A 15587-nucleotide genomic window follows, 5' to 3' on the forward strand; every position below is an offset into this window, starting at 1 on the left:
TTGCCGCCTCCGGGTGGCGGGACAGGAGGGCGGCGCCACCCGCCGGGAGCGGCCCGGCCGGCGCCCGGGAGCCCTCGCAGCCCAGCAGCTCCGCGACCGCGTCGCGGGTCGCCGGGTGCGCGGACAGCGGCGCCGCGCCCGCCGGGGCGGCCGAGGCGGCGGCCGGGTGTGACCGCCGTTCGGCACACGGCCCGCGCGGACGTCCACGCGGGCATGCGGGCGGCTTCAACCCATCGGTCAGGTAACGGAGTTCCGGCAGTGGTGTCACGGATACCCGACGACTCGGTGTTCTTCTTCTGAGCCCCTTGAGGCGTTTGAGCACGACTCGGCATACTGCGTGATCCGGGGGGGTGCGCACACGCGTACGAGACCACCCCCGGTCGGGTGAAGGGAAGTTCACCCGGCAACTCCGCTAGGGGGGACCTTGCGCAGACAATTCAAGAGCGTGCGCGCGGCGGGCGCGGCCACAGTCGCCACGGCAGCCGCCGTGGCGCTCGTGGCGGGCATGACCGGCCCGGCCGCGGCGAACGGGGAACGGACGGCGGCGGGCACCGCGGCCGGTACGACGTACACGAACGCGGCGCAGTCGAAGGCGCCGTCCTCGTCGAAGACCAAGCACCGCATCACCCTCATCACCGGTGACCGGGTCGCCGTGGACGCCAAGGGCCGCGTGGTCGGCCTGGAGCGGGCCAAGGGGAGGGAGCACATACCCGTCCAGATCAGCAGGTCCGGCGGCCACACCCACGTACTTCCGGCGGACGCCGCCCGGCTGATCGCGACCGGCAAGCTCGACCGGCGGCTCTTCGACATCACCGAACTCGGCAAGGACGCCACCCGCCGCTCCCAGCAGCGCGGCCTGAAGGTCATCGTCGGGTACCAGGGGCGCGCCACCGCCGCGAAGTCCGACGTCCGCGAGGCGGCCGACCTGCGCCGGACCCTCGGCACCCTGAACGCGGACGCGGTGCAGACCCCGCACGAGGACACCCCCGACCTGTGGAAGGCGGTCACCGACGGCGACCGGACCGCGTCCGGCATCGCCCACGTCTGGCTCGACGGCGTCCGCGAGGCGGCCCTCGACAAGTCCGTCGCGCAGATCGGCACCCCCAAGGCGTGGGCCGCCGGCTACGACGGCAAGGGCGTGAAGATCGCCGTCCTGGACACCGGTGTCGACGCGACCCACCCGGACCTGAAGGGCCAGGTGACCGTGTCCAAGGACTTCACCGGTTCGTCGGGCACGGGCGACAAGGTCGGCCACGGCACCCACGTCGCGGCGATCGCGGCCGGTACCGGTGCGAAGAGCAAGGGCAAGTACAAGGGCGTCGCTCCCGGCGCCAAGGTCCTCAACGGCAAGGTCCTCGACGACGCCGGCTTCGGTGACGACTCCGGCATCCTCGCCGGCATGGAGTGGGCGGCCGCACAGGGCGCCGACGTCGTCAACATGAGCCTGGGCGGCGGAGACACCGCCGAGATCGACCCGCTGGAAGCGGCGGTCAACAAGCTCTCCGCGGACCAGGGCATCCTGTTCGCCATCGCGGCGGGCAACGAGGGCCCGAAGTCGATCGGTTCGCCCGGCAGCGCCGACGCCGCCCTCACCGTGGGCGCCGTCGACGACAAGGACAAGCTCGCCGACTTCTCCTCCACCGGCCCCCGCACCGGGGACGGCGCGGTCAAGCCGGACGTCACCGCGCCCGGCGTCGACATCACGGCCGCCTCGGCCAAGGGCAACTTCATCGCCGAGGAGGTCGGCGAGAAGCCGGCCGGCTACATGTCCATCTCGGGCACGTCGATGGCGACCCCCCATGTCGCGGGCGCGGCCGCGCTGCTGAAGCAGCAGCACCCCGGCTGGACCTACACGGAGCTGAAGGGCGCGCTCACCGGCTCCACGAAGGGCGGCGCGTACACGGCGTTCCAGCAGGGCTCCGGGCGGGTCCAGGTCGACAAGGCCATCCAGCAGACGGTGATCGCCGACCCGGTCTCGGTGAGCTTCGGCGTCCAGCAGTGGCCGCACACCGACGACAAGCCGGTCACCAAGCAGCTGACCTACCGCAACCTCGGCACCGAGGACGTCACCCTGAAGCTGACGTCCACCGCCACCAACCCCAAGGGCAAGGCGGCCCCGGCCGGCTTCTTCACCCTGGGCGCCACCACGGTGACGGTCCCGGCGGGCGGCAAGGCCTCCATCGACTTCACCGTCGACACCCGGCTCGGCGGCACGGTCGACGGCGCGTACTCGGCGTACGTGGTCGCGACCGGCGGCGGACAGAGCGTCCGCACGGCCGCGGGTGTGGAGCGGGAGGTCGAGTCCTACGACGTGACGCTCAAGGTCCTCGGCCGCAACGGCAAGGCCACCGGCGACTACATGGCCAGCCTGGACGCCCTCTCCGGCGTGGCGGCCGGCGAGTGGTTCATGCCCTACGACGCCGACGGCACCGTCACCGTCCGGGTGCCCAAGGGCGACTACGTCATGGACGCCGCGGTCTTCGTCGACTCCGAATCGGAGAAGTGGAAGGGCGCCGACTGGCTCTCCCAGCCGAAGCTGAGCGTCACCAAGAACACCACGGTCACCCTGGACTCCCGCAAGACCAAGCCGGTGAAGATCACCGCGCCGGACAAGGCGGCCAAGCCGGAGTTCGCCGCGGCCGACTACACCGTGGAGACGAAGGATCACATCACCGGCTCCGGCTGGTGGCTGGAGTCGTACGACAACTTCCGCTCCGCCCACCTCGGCCCGCAGTTCACCGGAGGCTCGCTGACCCAGCAGTGGGACGCCCACTGGAGCAAGGGCAGCAAGGAGCAGTACAGCACCACCACCGGCGGCAAGGTCAAGAAGCTCGCCACCGGCTTCACCCGGGCCTACAAGGCGTCCGAACTGGCCACGGTGAAGGTCGGCATGGGCTCGGCGGCGAGCGGCAAGAAGAAGGGCGCGGTCGGCGCCACCGGCTGGCTGCCGGGAGGCTTCTCCGCCTCCTCGGTCGCCATCCCGCAGACCCTGCCCGGCACCCGCACCCTCTACCTGTCCACCGAGGGCGGGGTGAAGTGGGACCTCGGCTTCGACCAGCACGGCGGTGTCGACGCGGAGGGCTGGCCGATCATCGAGGCCGGTTACAGCGTCGGTGACTCCCTGGTCTTCAAGGCCGGCAAGAAGTACTCCCGGACCGTGAACACGGCCGTCTTCGGGCCGCGTGTCACCTCGGGCTCCGGTCTCTTCCGCGACGGCAACAGCATCTACGGGTTCCTCCCGCTGTTCGCCGACGGCAAGGGCAACTTCGGCGACTCCGTGTTCACCTCGGCCACCACCAGCCTCTACCGCAACGGCACCAAGGTCGGCTCCCACGGCGACCCGCTGCTCGGGGGAGAGGGGTTCACGGTTCCCTCCGGGGACGCCTCCTACAAGCTGACGACCTCGGTCAAGCGCAGCGCCAAGGTCTCCGCCGCCTCCACCCGCATCGACGCGAGCTGGACCTTCCGCTCCAAGAAGACCTCCGACGTGACGAAGCTGCCCGCCTCCACGGCCCGCTTCCAGGCGGTCACCGGGCTGGACAGCAAGGTCAAGGCGGGCAAGAAGGCCACCTTCCCGGTCACCGTCGAGGGCGCCGCCAAGGGCAAGAACCTCAAGTCCCTGACGGTGTACGTCTCCTACGACTCCGGGAAGACCTGGAAGAAGACCACCGTCAAGAAGGGCAAGATCACCGTCAAGAACCCCGCCAAGAAGAAGGCGATCTCCTTCCGCGCCACCATCGTCGACAAGAAGGGCAACAAGTCGACGGTCTCGATCTACAACGCCTACCACGGCAAGTGAGCCGCCCGCCGGCCCACTGCTGAGCACCGGGCGAGGGCCCGCCGGAAGCACGTGCTTCCGGCGGGCCCTCCGCATGCGGAGGGCCCGGCTCGCGGACCGTACGGCTGCCGCGACGAACGGTCCTCAGTGCGGCAGCGTGGCCGGGCTGCCGCCGTTGGCCTCGTACCCCGCGACGGCCAGGGCCCGGTAGACCGCGAACTCCGCGGCGGGATCCGGGGACAGGGTCCAGGGCAGCGCGCCGACGTGGCCGTCGATGTGTATCAGCTGGTTCATGGCCTCCGCCCAGCGCTCACCCCGGACCAGGAAGAACACCAGGAGGTGCCGGACGTGCGCCGCCATGGGGTCGTCGGGGCGGGCCGAGTGCACCGCGTGCAGCGCGCCGTGGACCGCCCTGGTCACCACCTGGCTCTGGTAGAAACCGCTGACCAGGTTCACCTCCGGCAGATGCTCGAACACGGCGAACAGCGGCATCGCGGCCAGCAGCGAACCCTGCGGTGCGCGCGCCGCCGCGGCCTCCGCGAACGAGTTGGCCAGCTCCCGCGAGCCGTGCCACTTCTCGCACCAGTAGTGCAGCGCCGCCAGGTGCGCCCCCATGTGGGCCGGCGCGCGGTCCAGGATCTTCAGCCAGACCTGCTCGAAGTCCTTCTGCTCGTAGGCCAGTCCACGGGCCACCGAGAGTTCCACGATGTACGGGACCGGATCACCGGGGGCCAGCAGCGCCGCATCGCCGCACGCCGCCCTCGCCTCCTCCATGATGATCCGGAACTCGTCCGTCCCCCGCGTCGCCGTACGCCACGCCTGCTGCACCAGGAACTCGGCGTGCACCGCCGCGCCGCCCGCGTCCTTGGGCGCCTCGGCGCGCCACGCCCGCAGCCACTGCCCGCCCGGCGCCTCACCGGCCCCGCCGGGCCGCGCGGCGAGCTCCAGCGCGGCGGCGCCCGCGAAGGCCTGCACGCGCTGCCAGCGCAGCTCGCTCTTCGCGTCCGTACCGGCCAGCAGCTGCTGCGCCCCGCGATAGTCCTGGGTGCGCTGGACCAGCTCCAGTACATCCAGGAGGTCCTGGTCGGGGCCGGGCATCCGGATGTCCAGCTCCTCCTCGCGGGCGAAGCCGTAGTCCGCCGGGTCCGCCGCGTCCGGATGGCCGGGGGACACCTGCGCGATCCCGCCGCGCGTGCGCCTGAGGAACGGCACCAGCACGAAGCCGATCATGACCAGCCCGAGCAGGACCAAGAGAATTTCCATGCCACCAGCGAACCAGATCGCGCCGACGATTGGCGAACCTGCCGTCCGATCTGTGGAAAACTCCCGGGCGCGCGCGGACCCCGCGCGCGTGAGGGGGACCTCCGGGCGCGCGGGGAACTCCCTGACGCGTCGTCCTCCCGTGCGCGGACTACCCTCGGGGCCCATGAGCGACAGGCACATCAGTCAACACTTCGAGACACTCGCGATCCACGCGGGCAACACCGCGGACCCCCTGACCGGCGCGGTGGTCCCGCCGATCTACCAGGTGTCCACCTACAAGCAGGACGGCGTCGGCGGACTGCGCGGCGGCTACGAGTACAGCCGCAGCGCCAACCCGACCAGGACCGCCCTGGAGGAGAACCTCGCCGCCCTGGAAGGCGGCCGCCGCGGCCTCGCGTTCGCGTCCGGACTGGCGGCCGAGGACTGCCTGCTGCGTACGCTGCTCAGCCCCGGCGACCACGTGGTGATCCCGAACGACGCCTACGGCGGCACCTTCCGGCTGTTCGCCAAGGTCGTCGCCCGCTGGGGCGTGGAGTGGTCGGTGGCCGACACCAGCGACCCGGCCGCGGTCCGGGCCGCCATCACCCCGAAGACCAAGGTCGTGTGGGTGGAGACCCCCTCCAACCCGCTGCTCGGCATCACCGACATCGCCGCCGTCGCCCAGGTCGCCCGGGACGCCGGCGCCCGCCTCGTCGTCGACAACACCTTCGCCACGCCCTACCTCCAGCAGCCGATCGCGCTCGGCGCGGACGTCGTCGTGCACTCCCTGACCAAGTACATGGGCGGCCACTCGGACGTCGTCGGCGGCGCCCTGATCACCGGCGACGCGGAGCTCGGCGAGGAACTGGCCTACCACCAGAACGCGATGGGCGCGGTCGCCGGGCCGTTCGACTCGTGGCTGGTGCTGCGCGGCACCAAGACGCTCTCGGTGCGCATGGACCGGCACAGCGAGAACGCCACCAAGGTCGCCGACATGCTCAGCCGGCACGCGCGCGTGACCAGCGTCCTCTACCCGGGCCTGCCGGAGCACCCCGGCCACGAGGTCGCCGCCAAGCAGATGCGGTCCTTCGGCGGCATGGTCTCCTTCCGCGTGGAGGGCGGCGAGGAGGCGGCCGTGGAGGTCTGCAACCGGGCCGAGGTGTTCACGCTGGGCGAGTCCCTGGGCGGCGTCGAGTCGCTGATCGAGCACCCCGGACGCATGACGCACGCCTCCGTGGTCGGCTCCGCGCTCGAGGTCCCCGGCGACCTGGTGCGTCTCTCGGTGGGCATCGAGAACATCGACGACCTGCTCGAAGACCTCCAGCAGGCCCTCGGCCGGTAAGGCCGCGAAGGAACCGGTAAGGCCGTGCGAAGGGGCCGGCGCGGTGCGCGCCCGACAGGTGCGGTGCGCGCCCGGCCGGTTCACCAGCCCGTCAGGGGTGGAGTCGTCTGCGACGGCGGCTCCACCCACGGCTGCGTGGTCAGCGTCCAGATCACGAAGGCCAGGCTCGCCGCGATCAGCACCAGCCACCCCAGGCGGCGGGCGAGCGCCCTGCGCCGCAGCGTGCGGGCACCGCGGCGCACGGCCTCCGCGTACAGGCCGGGCGGCACCGGCGGCGGCGCCTGCTCCAGCAGTCGCCGTACGGCCGCCGCACGGCCCCGGCTCATGACGGGACCGTCCCGCCGCCCCGCACCGCGGGGGCCGGCGCACGCCGCCGCCGGTCCAGGACCGCGGCCGTCGCGCGGTTGCAGATCGCGCGGACCCGGTCCGCGGACAGGCCGAGCAGGGCCGCCGTCTGCTCCTCGGTGACCTCCTCGTGGAGCCGCAGCACCAGGATCAGACGCTCCTGCGGGCCGAGCCCGGCCAACGGACCCGCGCGGTCCGGACGGGAGCGGAGCAGGCCGCCGCGCTCGTGCCGGGCGGTGCGGGCGAAGCGGATGGCCAGGTACCGGCGGGCCAGGTCGTAGGGATCGTCACCGCGCAGCCGGTCCCAGCACGCGTACGTGTGGGCCAGCGCCAGGGTCAGCAGGCGCCGCGCGCGGGGGTTGTCGTCCCGCGCCTCCGCCGTCAGCAGGGTGGCGGCGTGCAGCAGCCGCCCGCCCGCACCCGCGACGAACGCCTCGAACTCGCGGGCCCGGCGGGCGTCCCGGGACGCATGCCCTCGGATCAATCGCGCCTCCCGCACGCCCCTGCCCGGACCGGTCCCGGCCGCGAACGGCCTTCGGCGGGCGCGTGCGACGGGACCCGCGTCTCATCTCAGGGCAGGGCCGGCCCCGCGGTCAAGAGCCGTGCACGGCCCGGCGCGCGGTGCCTCTCGCAGGGGGCGGCCGGGTCAGGACTGCGACCGGTCGTCCTCCGGACCCGGTCCCCCCGGAACCGACATCCGCGCGGAGAGCGCGCCGTTGAAGCGGGTGAGGAGCGCGCAGAACGCCTCGCGCTCCTCCGGATCCCAGTCGTGGGTCAGGTCGGCCATCAACTGGCGCCGTGAGGAGCGCACTTCCTCCAGACGCGCCTGCCCGCGCGGAGAGAGCTGGAGGACGACCGCCCGGCCGTCCTCGGGATGCGAGGTGCGCTTCACCAGCCCGGTGTCCACCAGCGGGGCCACCTGCCGGGTCACGGTCGACGAGTCGATGCCCATGCCGGCGGCGAGCGCCTTGACCCCCATCGGGCCTTCCCTGTCGAGGCGGTTGAGCAGGAGGTAGGCGGCGCGGTCCATGGAGTTGCGTACCTGGCCGACGCCGCCCAGCCGGGTCTGTTCGGCGCGGCGGGCGAACAGCGCCACCTCGTGCTGCAGCGTGTCGAGAAGACCGGTGTCACCGCCGGTCGTCATGTCCGTCGACATGTCAGGTGTAGTGGGCATGGCCGGAGGCTCACTTCGTGGAGGGCTGCTTTATTGGGGGACAGAGTACGCGGCCGAGGGCCCCGTCGTACCGGCGCTGCGCAAAGCCGTATCCGCGGACACGGCCGCCGCGATCGCCGGCGGGAGTGAGCTGCGATGCTGGAGTCATGAGCTACGGCACGGCTGACTTCCTTCGTACCGTCACGGCCGACGACGTGCGCGGCGCCCGGAAGATGCTCTCGGGTGTGGCGAGGGTGACCGCGATGGAGAGCAGCAGGCACCTGTCCCGGACGGTGGGCACCCCGGTGCACCTCAAGTGCGAGAACCTCCAGCGGACGGGGTCGTTCAAGCTGCGCGGCGCGTACGTCCGGATCGCCGGACTGCTGCCCGAGCAGCGCGCCGCCGGTGTGGTCGCGGCGAGCGCCGGCAACCACGCGCAGGGCGTCGCGCTCGCGTCCTCGCTGCTCGGGGTGGGCTCGACGGTGTTCATGCCGAAGGGCGCCCCGCTGCCGAAGATCAGCGCCACCCGGGAGTACGGCGCCGAGGTGCGCCTGCACGGCCAGGTGGTCGACGAGGCACTGGCCGCCGCCGAGGAGTACGCGGACGAGACGGGCGCCGTGCTGATCCACCCCTTCGACCACCCCGACGTCATCGCGGGCCAGGGCACCGTGGGACTGGAGATCCTGGAGCAGTGCCCCGAGGTGCGCACGATCGTCGTCGGCATGGGCGGCGGCGGGCTGATCGCCGGGATCGCCGTCGCGGTGAAGGCGCTGCGGCCGGACGTACGGATCATCGGGGTGCAGGCGGCGGGCGCGGCGGCGTATCCGCCCTCGCTGACGGCCGGGCACCCGGTGTCGCTGCGCGACCCGGCGACGATGGCCGACGGGATCAAGGTGGGGCGGCCCGGCGACGTGCCGTTCGGGATCGTCGAGCACCTGGTGGACGAGGTCCGCACGGTCACCGAGGGCGAGCTGTCCGCCGCCCTGCTGCTCTGCCTGGAGCGGGCCAAACTGGTCGTCGAGCCGGCCGGGGCGAGCCCGGTCGCGGCGCTGCTGAGCCGCCCCGACGCGTTCGCGGGCCCGGTGGTCGCCGTGCTCTCCGGCGGCAACGTCGACCCGGTGCTGATGGAGCGGGTGCTGCGGCACGGCATGGCGGCACAGGGCCGCTACCTGGCCGTCCGGCTACGGCTGACGGACCGGCCGGGCGCCCTCGCGTCGCTGCTCGGGGCGTTGTCGGTGGTGGACGCCAACGTCCTCGACGTGAGCCATGTACGGACCGATCCGCGGCTCGGACTCACGGAGGTGGAGGTCGAGGTGCACCTGGAGACGAAGGGACCGGAGCACTGCGCCGAGGTCGAACAGGCCCTGCGGGACGCGGGGCACACGGTCCTGCACGGCATGGACTGAGCCGCGGCCCGGCGCCGGCGTGCGGGTGCCCCCGGCACCGCGCCGGGGACGCTCACGCGTCCCGCGGCGGTCATGGCGCCGGGGGCACTCTCACGGTTCTGGGCCGTGGGCTGCGGGTCAGCCCTTGTACGGATCGGCCTTCAGGATCTTCACGGAGGCCGTCTTGCCGTTCGGCAGCTCGTACTCCACGGTCTCGCCGATCATGTGGCCGGACACCCCGGCACCCAGCGGGGACTGCGGGGAGTACGTCTCGATGTCCGCACTCGCGTACTCGCGCGAGGCGAGGAGGAAGGTCAGCGTGTCGTCCTCGTCGCCGTCGAAGGCGATCGTCACGACCATGCCCGGCGCCACCGAACCGTCGGCCGCCGGCGCCTCACCGACCTTGGCGTTCTCGAGGAGCTGGGTGAGCTGCCGCACGCGGAGCTCCTGCTTGCCCTGCTCCTCCTTGGCCGCGTGGTACCCGCCGTTCTCCCGCAGGTCGCCCTCCTCTCGCGCGGCGGCGATCTTGGCGGAGATCTCCGTACGCGCGGGACCAGTAAGGTATTCAAGCTCGTCCTTGAGCTTGTTGTACGCCTCCTGCGTCAGCCAGGTGGCGTTCTCGCTGGTCTGGGTCACTGGTGCTCCTCGTAGGTGCTGGAATACAAAGCAACGCCCTCCTTGGAGGATGTTCCTCCACGGATGGGCGAAACCACGAGCCTAACAATTCAGCGGCCAAAGGGGGAGGACATATGCCATCGGAGCTTTTTTTCCGCAGGTCAGAGGCCCTGTGCCGTTCGTGACACCGGCCCCTGGCGGCGGGGAACCGGCCGGAGCGGGCCGGAGTCAGCCGACGTGGCAGCCGAGCAGCTCGGCCGTCGCGGCCGGGGAGGTCGTGCGGAGCGTGACGACCTCGTCGAAGCGCGTGCGGTCCCCGTCGAAGCGGAAGTCGGCGCGGCCCACCTCGGCGCCGTCCACGGTCTGGGAGCGCACCGTGCAGTAGCCGTCCACGCCCGCGTCCTTGTGGACCTCCAGGCGCACCCGGACGCTGTCCTTCGCGGTGTCGAAACCGATCATCTCGCCGCTGATCTGGCTGCCCGCCACGTAGTGGTAGCCGAACCAGCCGAGCAGGGCCAGCATCACCGCGCCCAGGCCCGCGCCGACGATCCTGAGGGTGCGGTCGGCACGTTCGTCCGAGGTGCGGCCGTACCGGCCCTCGGGCGGTCGCGTACTCGCCGTACTCATGATCGTCTCCTCGGCGGGGAAGGGGGACGCCCGTCCCGGGCGGTGCCCGGCGCCGGGCACCGGAATTATTCGTCCCCGGCTTGGGTCACTATAGAAGCCTTCCGTCCGTCGCCCGGCCGCCGCCCCACCGCGACGTCCCCCGGGGACGACAGCCCAGGGGGACCGCACCGGGCGTCCCGGACGCCTACCGACTTGAGGAATGAGTCTTGACCGAGCAGTTGCGACTGATGGCCGTGCACGCCCACCCCGACGACGAGTCGAGCAAGGGCGCGGCCACCATGGCGAAGTACGTGTCCGAGGGGGTGGACGTGCTGGTCGTGACCTGCACGGGCGGGGAGCGCGGCTCCATCCTCAACCCCAAGCTGCAGGGCGACCCGTACATCGAGGAGAACATCCACGAGGTGCGCAGGAAGGAGATGGACGAGGCCAGGGAGATCCTCGGCGTGCAGCAGGAGTGGCTCGGCTTCGTCGACTCCGGCCTGCCCGAGGGCGACCCGCTGCCCCCGCTGCCCGAGGGCTGCTTCGCCCTGGAGGACGTCGACAAGGCGGCCGGCGAGCTGGTGCGGAAGATCCGCGCGTTCCGTCCCCAGGTGATCACCACCTACGACGAGAACGGCGGCTACCCGCACCCCGACCACATCATGACCCACAAGATCACGATGGTGGCCTTCGAGGGCGCGACGGACACCGCGAAGTACCCGGAGAGCGAGTACGGCCCGGCCCACCAGCCGCTGAAGGTCTACTACAACCAGGGTTTCAACCGCCCCCGCACCGAGGCGCTGCACCGGGCGCTGTTGGACCGCGGCCTGGAGTCGCCGTACGGGGACTGGCTCAAGCGCTGGGCGGAGTTCGAGCGCAAGGAGCGCACGCTCACCACGCACGTCCCGTGCGGGGACTTCTTCGAGATCCGTGACAAGGCCCTGATCGCGCACGCCACGCAGATCGACCCCGACGGCGGCTGGTTCCGGGTGCCGATGGAGATCCAGAAGGAGGTCTGGCCCACCGAGGAGTACGAGCTCGCGAAGTCGCTCGTCGACACATCCCTCCCCGAGGACGACCTCTTCGCGGGCATCCGGGACAATGCCTGACATGAGCGCTAGCGCAAGCCTGGCAATGAGCCACCTGGTCACCCTCGCCGCGGTCGACAAGGACAAGGTCACCCCCGGCGTCCTCGGCTTCATCGTCTTCGCGGTGATGGCCCTGGCGGTCTGGGCCCTGATGAAGTCGATGAACCGCCACATGAACCGGGTCGACTTCGACGAGTCCGCGGCCCGCCGGACCGGATCCGAGGACGCCGCGGAGCCGGCGCCGTCCGACGCGGCCGGGGCCGGGACGTCCGGCGCGGCCGGGAAGAAGAAGCAGGGCTGAGCCACGTAGCCTTCCGGCCCCCGGAGGGCTACGCGGCGACACCCCGCCGGGCTTGCGTCCGCCGGCCCGTGGCGCCCGCCGGGCTTGCGGCCTTCCGCCTGGCTGCGGTGCCTGCCGGGCCCGTGGCACTCCACCGGGCTCATGGCACCTGCCAGGTTTGCTGCCCTCCGCCGGCCCGTGACGCCCGCCGGCCCGTGGCGCCCGCCGGGCTTGCGGCACTCCGCCGGCCCGTGGCACCCCACTGGGCTCGTGACGCCCGCCGGGCTTGCGGCACTCCGCCGGCCCGTGGCACCCCACTGGGCTCGTGACGTCCGCCGGGCTTGCGGCACTCCGCCGGCCCGTGGCACTTCACTGGGCTCGTGACGTCCGCCGGGCTCGTGGCATTTCGCCGGGCTCGTGGCACTCCGCCGGGCCTGCGGCATCCTCCGGGTCCGTGGTGCCCTCCGGGTCCGTGGCGCCCGCCGGGGCCGAGGCCCTATGCGGTCGGCCCCGTGGCCACCCCCATCACCTCACGGGCGTGGCGGCTGGGGACCATGCCCAGGCGCCAAGCCTGCCAGCCCGCCTCCAGACTCACCCCGCGCTCCAGCAGCAGCTGGTAGGCGTCCACGTAGTCGCCCAGCTTCTCGTCGCGGGCGGCGTGCGCGGTCCGGGCCAGCTGCGCCAGGTCCTCCTGGGCCACCGCCGTACCGACCTCGGCACCGCCCGGGGCCGCGTACGGCAGGAGCGTGCAGCGCAGGAACCGCGCCCAGTCCTCGCCGCGCCGGTCCCCGTAGGACGCGAACAGCGCCGCCGCCTCGTCGCACAGGGCCAGCGCCTGCTGGGTACGGGCGTTGCCCGCGTCGACGACCGCCAGCTCCAGACACGTCCACGCCTCGCCGTGGGCCACCCCGATCCGCTGGAAGTCCGCCCGGGCGTCGACCAGCAGCTGACGGGCGAAGCCCGAGTTGCGCAGCGAACCGGTCCGCGCGGCCCGCTGGTCGCGGGTCACCCGGGCCGAATGGTGCCGGGCACAGGCCAGTCCGTAGACGTCCCGCATCCGGGAGAACATGGTGCGCGACCGCTCCAGCTCGCGCACCGCCCGGTCCAGGTCCCCGGTCTCCTCCAGCGCCTGGCCCAGGTAGTACAGCGTCCACGCCTCCCCGCGCGCGTCCTCGTTGTCCCGGTGCCGGGCGGCGGCCCGCCGCAGCTCCTCCACCGCCGTCGGGGCGTCCCCGCCGGCCAGCCGGGCCCGGGCCAGCTGGGTCAGCGCCCACGCCTCGCCCCGGGCGTCCCGGGTACGGCCGTACAGCTCGAGCGCCTCGCGCAGCTCGGACCCGGCGCGCGGGACGTCCCCCGTGCGCAGCCTCAGCTGCCCGAGCTGGAAGTGCGCCCAGGCCTGACCGTGCACGGACTCGCCCGCGCGGTGCAGCACCAGCGACTCGGTGAGCAGGTCCAGCGCCTCGGACAGTCGGGCACGGTCGCGTTCCACCGCGCCCAGCGCGTGCATCGTCCACGCCCGGTCGGTGGCCAGCTGGGGCGCGGACTGCAGGTCCATCGCCTCCCGCAGCCTCGCCGACGCCTCCGTCAGATTGCCCTGGTGGTGCAGCGTGATGCCGAGGGAGGTCAGCGCCCGTGCGGCCCCCGCGTCGTGATGGGTCTCCCGGTACAGGTCGACCACCGAGGACAGCGTCGTCCGCGCCTTGTCCAGCTCACCCAGCTGACGTGCCGCGATACCCGTGCGCCACTGCACCGAACGCCTCAGCAGCCCCTCGTCCACGGCCTGCGCCAGCTCGCTGATCTCACCGAGGCGGTACAGGTCGCCGCGGAGCAGGCAGTAGTCGCACAGCGCGCCGAGGAGATTGAGCACCGCCGCCCGGTTCACGCCCTCCGAGTGCCGCAGCGCCGCCGTGATGAAGCTCGACTCGTCGTCCAGCCAGCGCAGCGCCTCGTCCAGCGAGGTGAAGCCGTACGGGCCGAAGCGGTCCGAGCGGGTCGACATGTTGCCGTCGACCAGCCGCAGCACCGAGTCGGCGAGTTCGGCGTAGTTCACGATCAGCCGTTCCTGCGCCGCCGTCCGCTCCGCCGGGTCCTCCTCGTCCAGGAGGCGGGCCAGCGCGAAGGCGCGCACCAGGTCGTGCAGCCGGTACCGGCCGGGCCGCACCGGGGTGATCAGACCGGCCCGGGCCAGCGCCCGCAGATGCCGGGTCCCCTCGGCCTCGTCGGTGGCCAGCAGCGAGGCCGCCGCCGCGGCGCCCAGCGACGCCCGGCCGGCCAGCGCCAGTCGGCGCAGCAGCCGCCGTAACGTCTCCGACTGGTCGGTGTAGCGCAGCCACAGGGCACGCTCGACCGGGCTCACCGGACCGTAGGCGCCCAGGTCGGCGGTGAGCGCGTGCGGGGAGCGCGGGCCCAGGGCGGAACCGGCGATCCGCAGCGCCAGCGGCAGCCCGCCGCACAGCTCCCGGACCCGGTCGGCGGAGTCGGCGTCGTAAGGACCCGACGCGTCCTGCGCGACGGCGGCCAGCAGTTCCTCGGCGCCCGCCGCGTCCAGGGCCCGTACCGGCAGCTGGTGCACCCGGGCCGGCAGGTCGTCGGGCAGGCCGAGCGGCGCGCGGGAGGTCACCAGGACCAGGCTGTCGGACCGCTCCGGCAGCAGCGTGCGGACCTGCTGCGGATCGGCCGCGTCGTCGAGGACGACCGTCACCGGCATGCCCGTCACGTGCTGGTGGTACAGCTCGCTCAGCCGTCTCACCTGCTGGTCGGGGGAGGACCGCTCACGGAACAGCAGCTGCTCGCGGGGCGCCCCCAGCCGGTTCAGCAGGTGCAGCAGCGCGTCCCGGGTGGACAGCGGCGGCTCACCGGGACTGTCGGCGCGCAGATCGACCACGCAGGCGCCGCGGAAGTAGTCCTTCAGGTCGTGCGTCGCGCGCACCGCGAGGGTGGTCCGGCCGCTGCCGGGCTCCCCGTGCAGCACCACCACCGTCGGCTGCGTCTCCGTGCTCGCGCGCGCCGCCTGCACCCACTGCCGGATCCGCGCCATCTCCTGCCGCCGCCCGGCGAACGGCCCCACCGGCTCCGACAGTTGCCCGAACGACTGCTCCAGCACGCTCCGCCCGCGGGCCGCCGCGCTCTTGTCCGCGCCGCGCAGCCGCGGCCCCGTCCGCCGGGAGCCCGTGGACGCGGTGAGCATCCGCTGCTGGTCCAGGAACGGCCGGATGCCCCGCACCTCCAGCGCCGTCAGCCACTGCAGCCGCAACTGCTCCGGCCCGCCCGGCTGGCTCACCGCGCCGGCCCGGTGGTGCGCGGCGGGCACATGCGCGCCCGCCACCTTCACCACGGTCGCCGCCGCGCCGGCCGCCCCGACGGCCACGCCCGCGCCCAGCGCCGTCCCGGTTCCCGTGCCGAGGGCGAGGTCGGCGACCACGGCCGCGAGCCCGGCCACCCCGGCCACCAGCAGCGGCGTCCCGGCGCCCTCGCGGGCGTACCGCTGGCGGAAGGTGAGCTGCCCGGCCGCCGCCTCGTCCAGCGCGCGGGTGTACGCCTCGTACTCCTCGGCCGCCGGCCGCGCGATCGCGTCCAGCGCCCCGCGCGCCCGGGAGAGCAGCGCCTTCCCGTCGGCACGCCCGCCCGACCGGCGTACCTCTTCCTCCACAGCCCGCGCCAACAACCGCTCCACGTCCGCACGATGACCGTCCCGCATGTCGCGTCCCCCTCCGGCGGCCCCGGTCGCCCCCGGTGTGCCCGGAAGTCCTCGGG

General features: G+C 73.0%; 12 protein-coding genes. 5 read left to right on the top strand and 7 right to left on the bottom strand.

From position 1 onward, the window contains the following. Positions 1-424: 424 nt before the first annotated feature. Positions 425-3799 (top strand): S8 family peptidase, encoded by a 3375-nt coding sequence (locus tag ACWEQO_RS22540; RefSeq protein WP_452984974.1) that lies wholly within the window; start codon positions 425-427, stop codon positions 3797-3799. Between the two features lie 123 nt (positions 3800-3922). Here ACWEQO_RS22540 and ACWEQO_RS22545 read toward each other — a convergent pair whose 3' ends face one another. Next, the gene (locus tag ACWEQO_RS22545; RefSeq protein WP_361451449.1) at positions 3923-5041 is read right to left on the bottom strand and encodes a hypothetical protein; all 1119 of its coding nucleotides are present in this window, start codon (positions 5039-5041) and stop codon (positions 3923-3925) included. Positions 5042-5204: 163 nt separating this feature from the next. Between ACWEQO_RS22545 and ACWEQO_RS22550 the strand changes: the two genes are divergently transcribed. Further along, positions 5205-6362 (top strand): cystathionine gamma-synthase, encoded by a 1158-nt coding sequence (locus ACWEQO_RS22550; protein ID WP_361451452.1) that lies wholly within the window; start codon positions 5205-5207, stop codon positions 6360-6362. A gap of 80 nt (positions 6363-6442) precedes the next feature. On the opposite strand, the gene ACWEQO_RS22555 is transcribed toward ACWEQO_RS22550, so the two are convergent. The 3 genes from ACWEQO_RS22555 to ACWEQO_RS22565 form a co-directional block, all read right to left on the bottom strand. Beyond that, positions 6443-6688, bottom strand: coding sequence for a hypothetical protein (locus tag ACWEQO_RS22555; protein ID WP_452984975.1), 246 nt, complete (start codon positions 6686-6688; stop codon positions 6443-6445). Then, positions 6685-7191 (bottom strand): sigma factor-like helix-turn-helix DNA-binding protein, encoded by a 507-nt coding sequence (locus tag ACWEQO_RS22560; RefSeq protein WP_361451458.1) that lies wholly within the window; start codon positions 7189-7191, stop codon positions 6685-6687. The genes ACWEQO_RS22555 and ACWEQO_RS22560 overlap by 4 nt, the downstream gene beginning before the upstream one ends. 162 nt (positions 7192-7353) lie before the next feature. Further along, positions 7354-7863 carry a MarR family winged helix-turn-helix transcriptional regulator gene (locus tag ACWEQO_RS22565; protein ID WP_452985020.1) on the bottom strand — a complete coding sequence of 170 codons (510 nt, stop codon included), beginning with the start codon at positions 7861-7863 and terminating at the stop codon, positions 7354-7356. A 164-nt stretch (positions 7864-8027) separates the two neighbouring features. Between ACWEQO_RS22565 and ilvA the strand changes: the two genes are divergently transcribed. Continuing rightward, positions 8028-9266: a threonine ammonia-lyase gene (ilvA, locus tag ACWEQO_RS22570; protein ID WP_361451461.1), complete on the top strand. Its 1239-nt coding sequence runs from the start codon at positions 8028-8030 to the stop codon at positions 9264-9266. A gap of 117 nt (positions 9267-9383) precedes the next feature. Here the strand turns inward: ilvA and greA are convergent, their stop codons facing one another. Together greA and ACWEQO_RS22580 are read right to left on the bottom strand one after the other, a co-directional pair. Further along, entirely contained in the window at positions 9384-9881 is a 498-nt protein-coding gene (greA, locus tag ACWEQO_RS22575) for a transcription elongation factor GreA (protein ID WP_361451464.1), read from the bottom strand. Between the two features lie 207 nt (positions 9882-10088). Further along, a complete protein-coding gene (locus tag ACWEQO_RS22580; RefSeq protein WP_452984976.1) occupies positions 10089-10487 on the bottom strand; it encodes a DUF4307 domain-containing protein in 399 nt (132 codons plus the stop codon). Between the two features lie 206 nt (positions 10488-10693). On the opposite strand from ACWEQO_RS22580, the gene mca reads away from it, so the two are divergent. Together mca and ACWEQO_RS22590 are read left to right on the top strand one after the other, a co-directional pair. Beyond that, positions 10694-11575: a mycothiol conjugate amidase Mca gene (gene mca / locus ACWEQO_RS22585; RefSeq protein WP_361451470.1), complete on the top strand. Its 882-nt coding sequence runs from the start codon at positions 10694-10696 to the stop codon at positions 11573-11575. After that, positions 11568-11855 (top strand): hypothetical protein, encoded by a 288-nt coding sequence (locus ACWEQO_RS22590; protein WP_361451473.1) that lies wholly within the window; start codon positions 11568-11570, stop codon positions 11853-11855. The genes mca and ACWEQO_RS22590 overlap by 8 nt, the downstream gene beginning before the upstream one ends. A gap of 475 nt (positions 11856-12330) precedes the next feature. On the opposite strand, the gene ACWEQO_RS22595 is transcribed toward ACWEQO_RS22590, so the two are convergent. Beyond that, on the bottom strand, positions 12331-15531 hold the full coding sequence (locus tag ACWEQO_RS22595) for a tetratricopeptide repeat protein (protein WP_452984977.1): 3201 nt from the start codon (positions 15529-15531) through the stop codon (positions 12331-12333). Positions 15532-15587: the final 56 nt, after the last annotated feature.

The sequence above is a fragment of the Streptomyces sp. NPDC004051 genome, assembly GCF_053604275.1.

Excerpts from the sequence above, each read along its gene's own strand:
- ACWEQO_RS22545 (WP_361451449.1), bottom strand. The coding sequence starts at position 5,041 with ATGGAAATTCTCTTGGTCCTGCTCGGGCTGGTCATGATCGGCTTCGTG.
- ACWEQO_RS22550 (WP_361451452.1), top strand. The coding sequence starts at position 5,205 with ATGAGCGACAGGCACATCAGTCAACACTTCGAGACACTCGCGATCCAC.
- ACWEQO_RS22555 (WP_452984975.1), bottom strand. The coding sequence starts at position 6,688 with ATGAGCCGGGGCCGTGCGGCGGCCGTACGGCGACTGCTGGAGCAGGCG.
- ACWEQO_RS22565 (WP_452985020.1), bottom strand. The coding sequence starts at position 7,863 with ATGTCGACGGACATGACGACCGGCGGTGACACCGGTCTTCTCGACACG.
- ilvA (WP_361451461.1), top strand. The coding sequence starts at position 8,028 with ATGAGCTACGGCACGGCTGACTTCCTTCGTACCGTCACGGCCGACGAC.
- ACWEQO_RS22580 (WP_452984976.1), bottom strand. The coding sequence starts at position 10,487 with ATGAGTACGGCGAGTACGCGACCGCCCGAGGGCCGGTACGGCCGCACC.
- ACWEQO_RS22590 (WP_361451473.1), top strand. The coding sequence starts at position 11,568 with ATGCCTGACATGAGCGCTAGCGCAAGCCTGGCAATGAGCCACCTGGTC.
- ACWEQO_RS22595 (WP_452984977.1), bottom strand. The coding sequence starts at position 15,531 with ATGCGGGACGGTCATCGTGCGGACGTGGAGCGGTTGTTGGCGCGGGCT.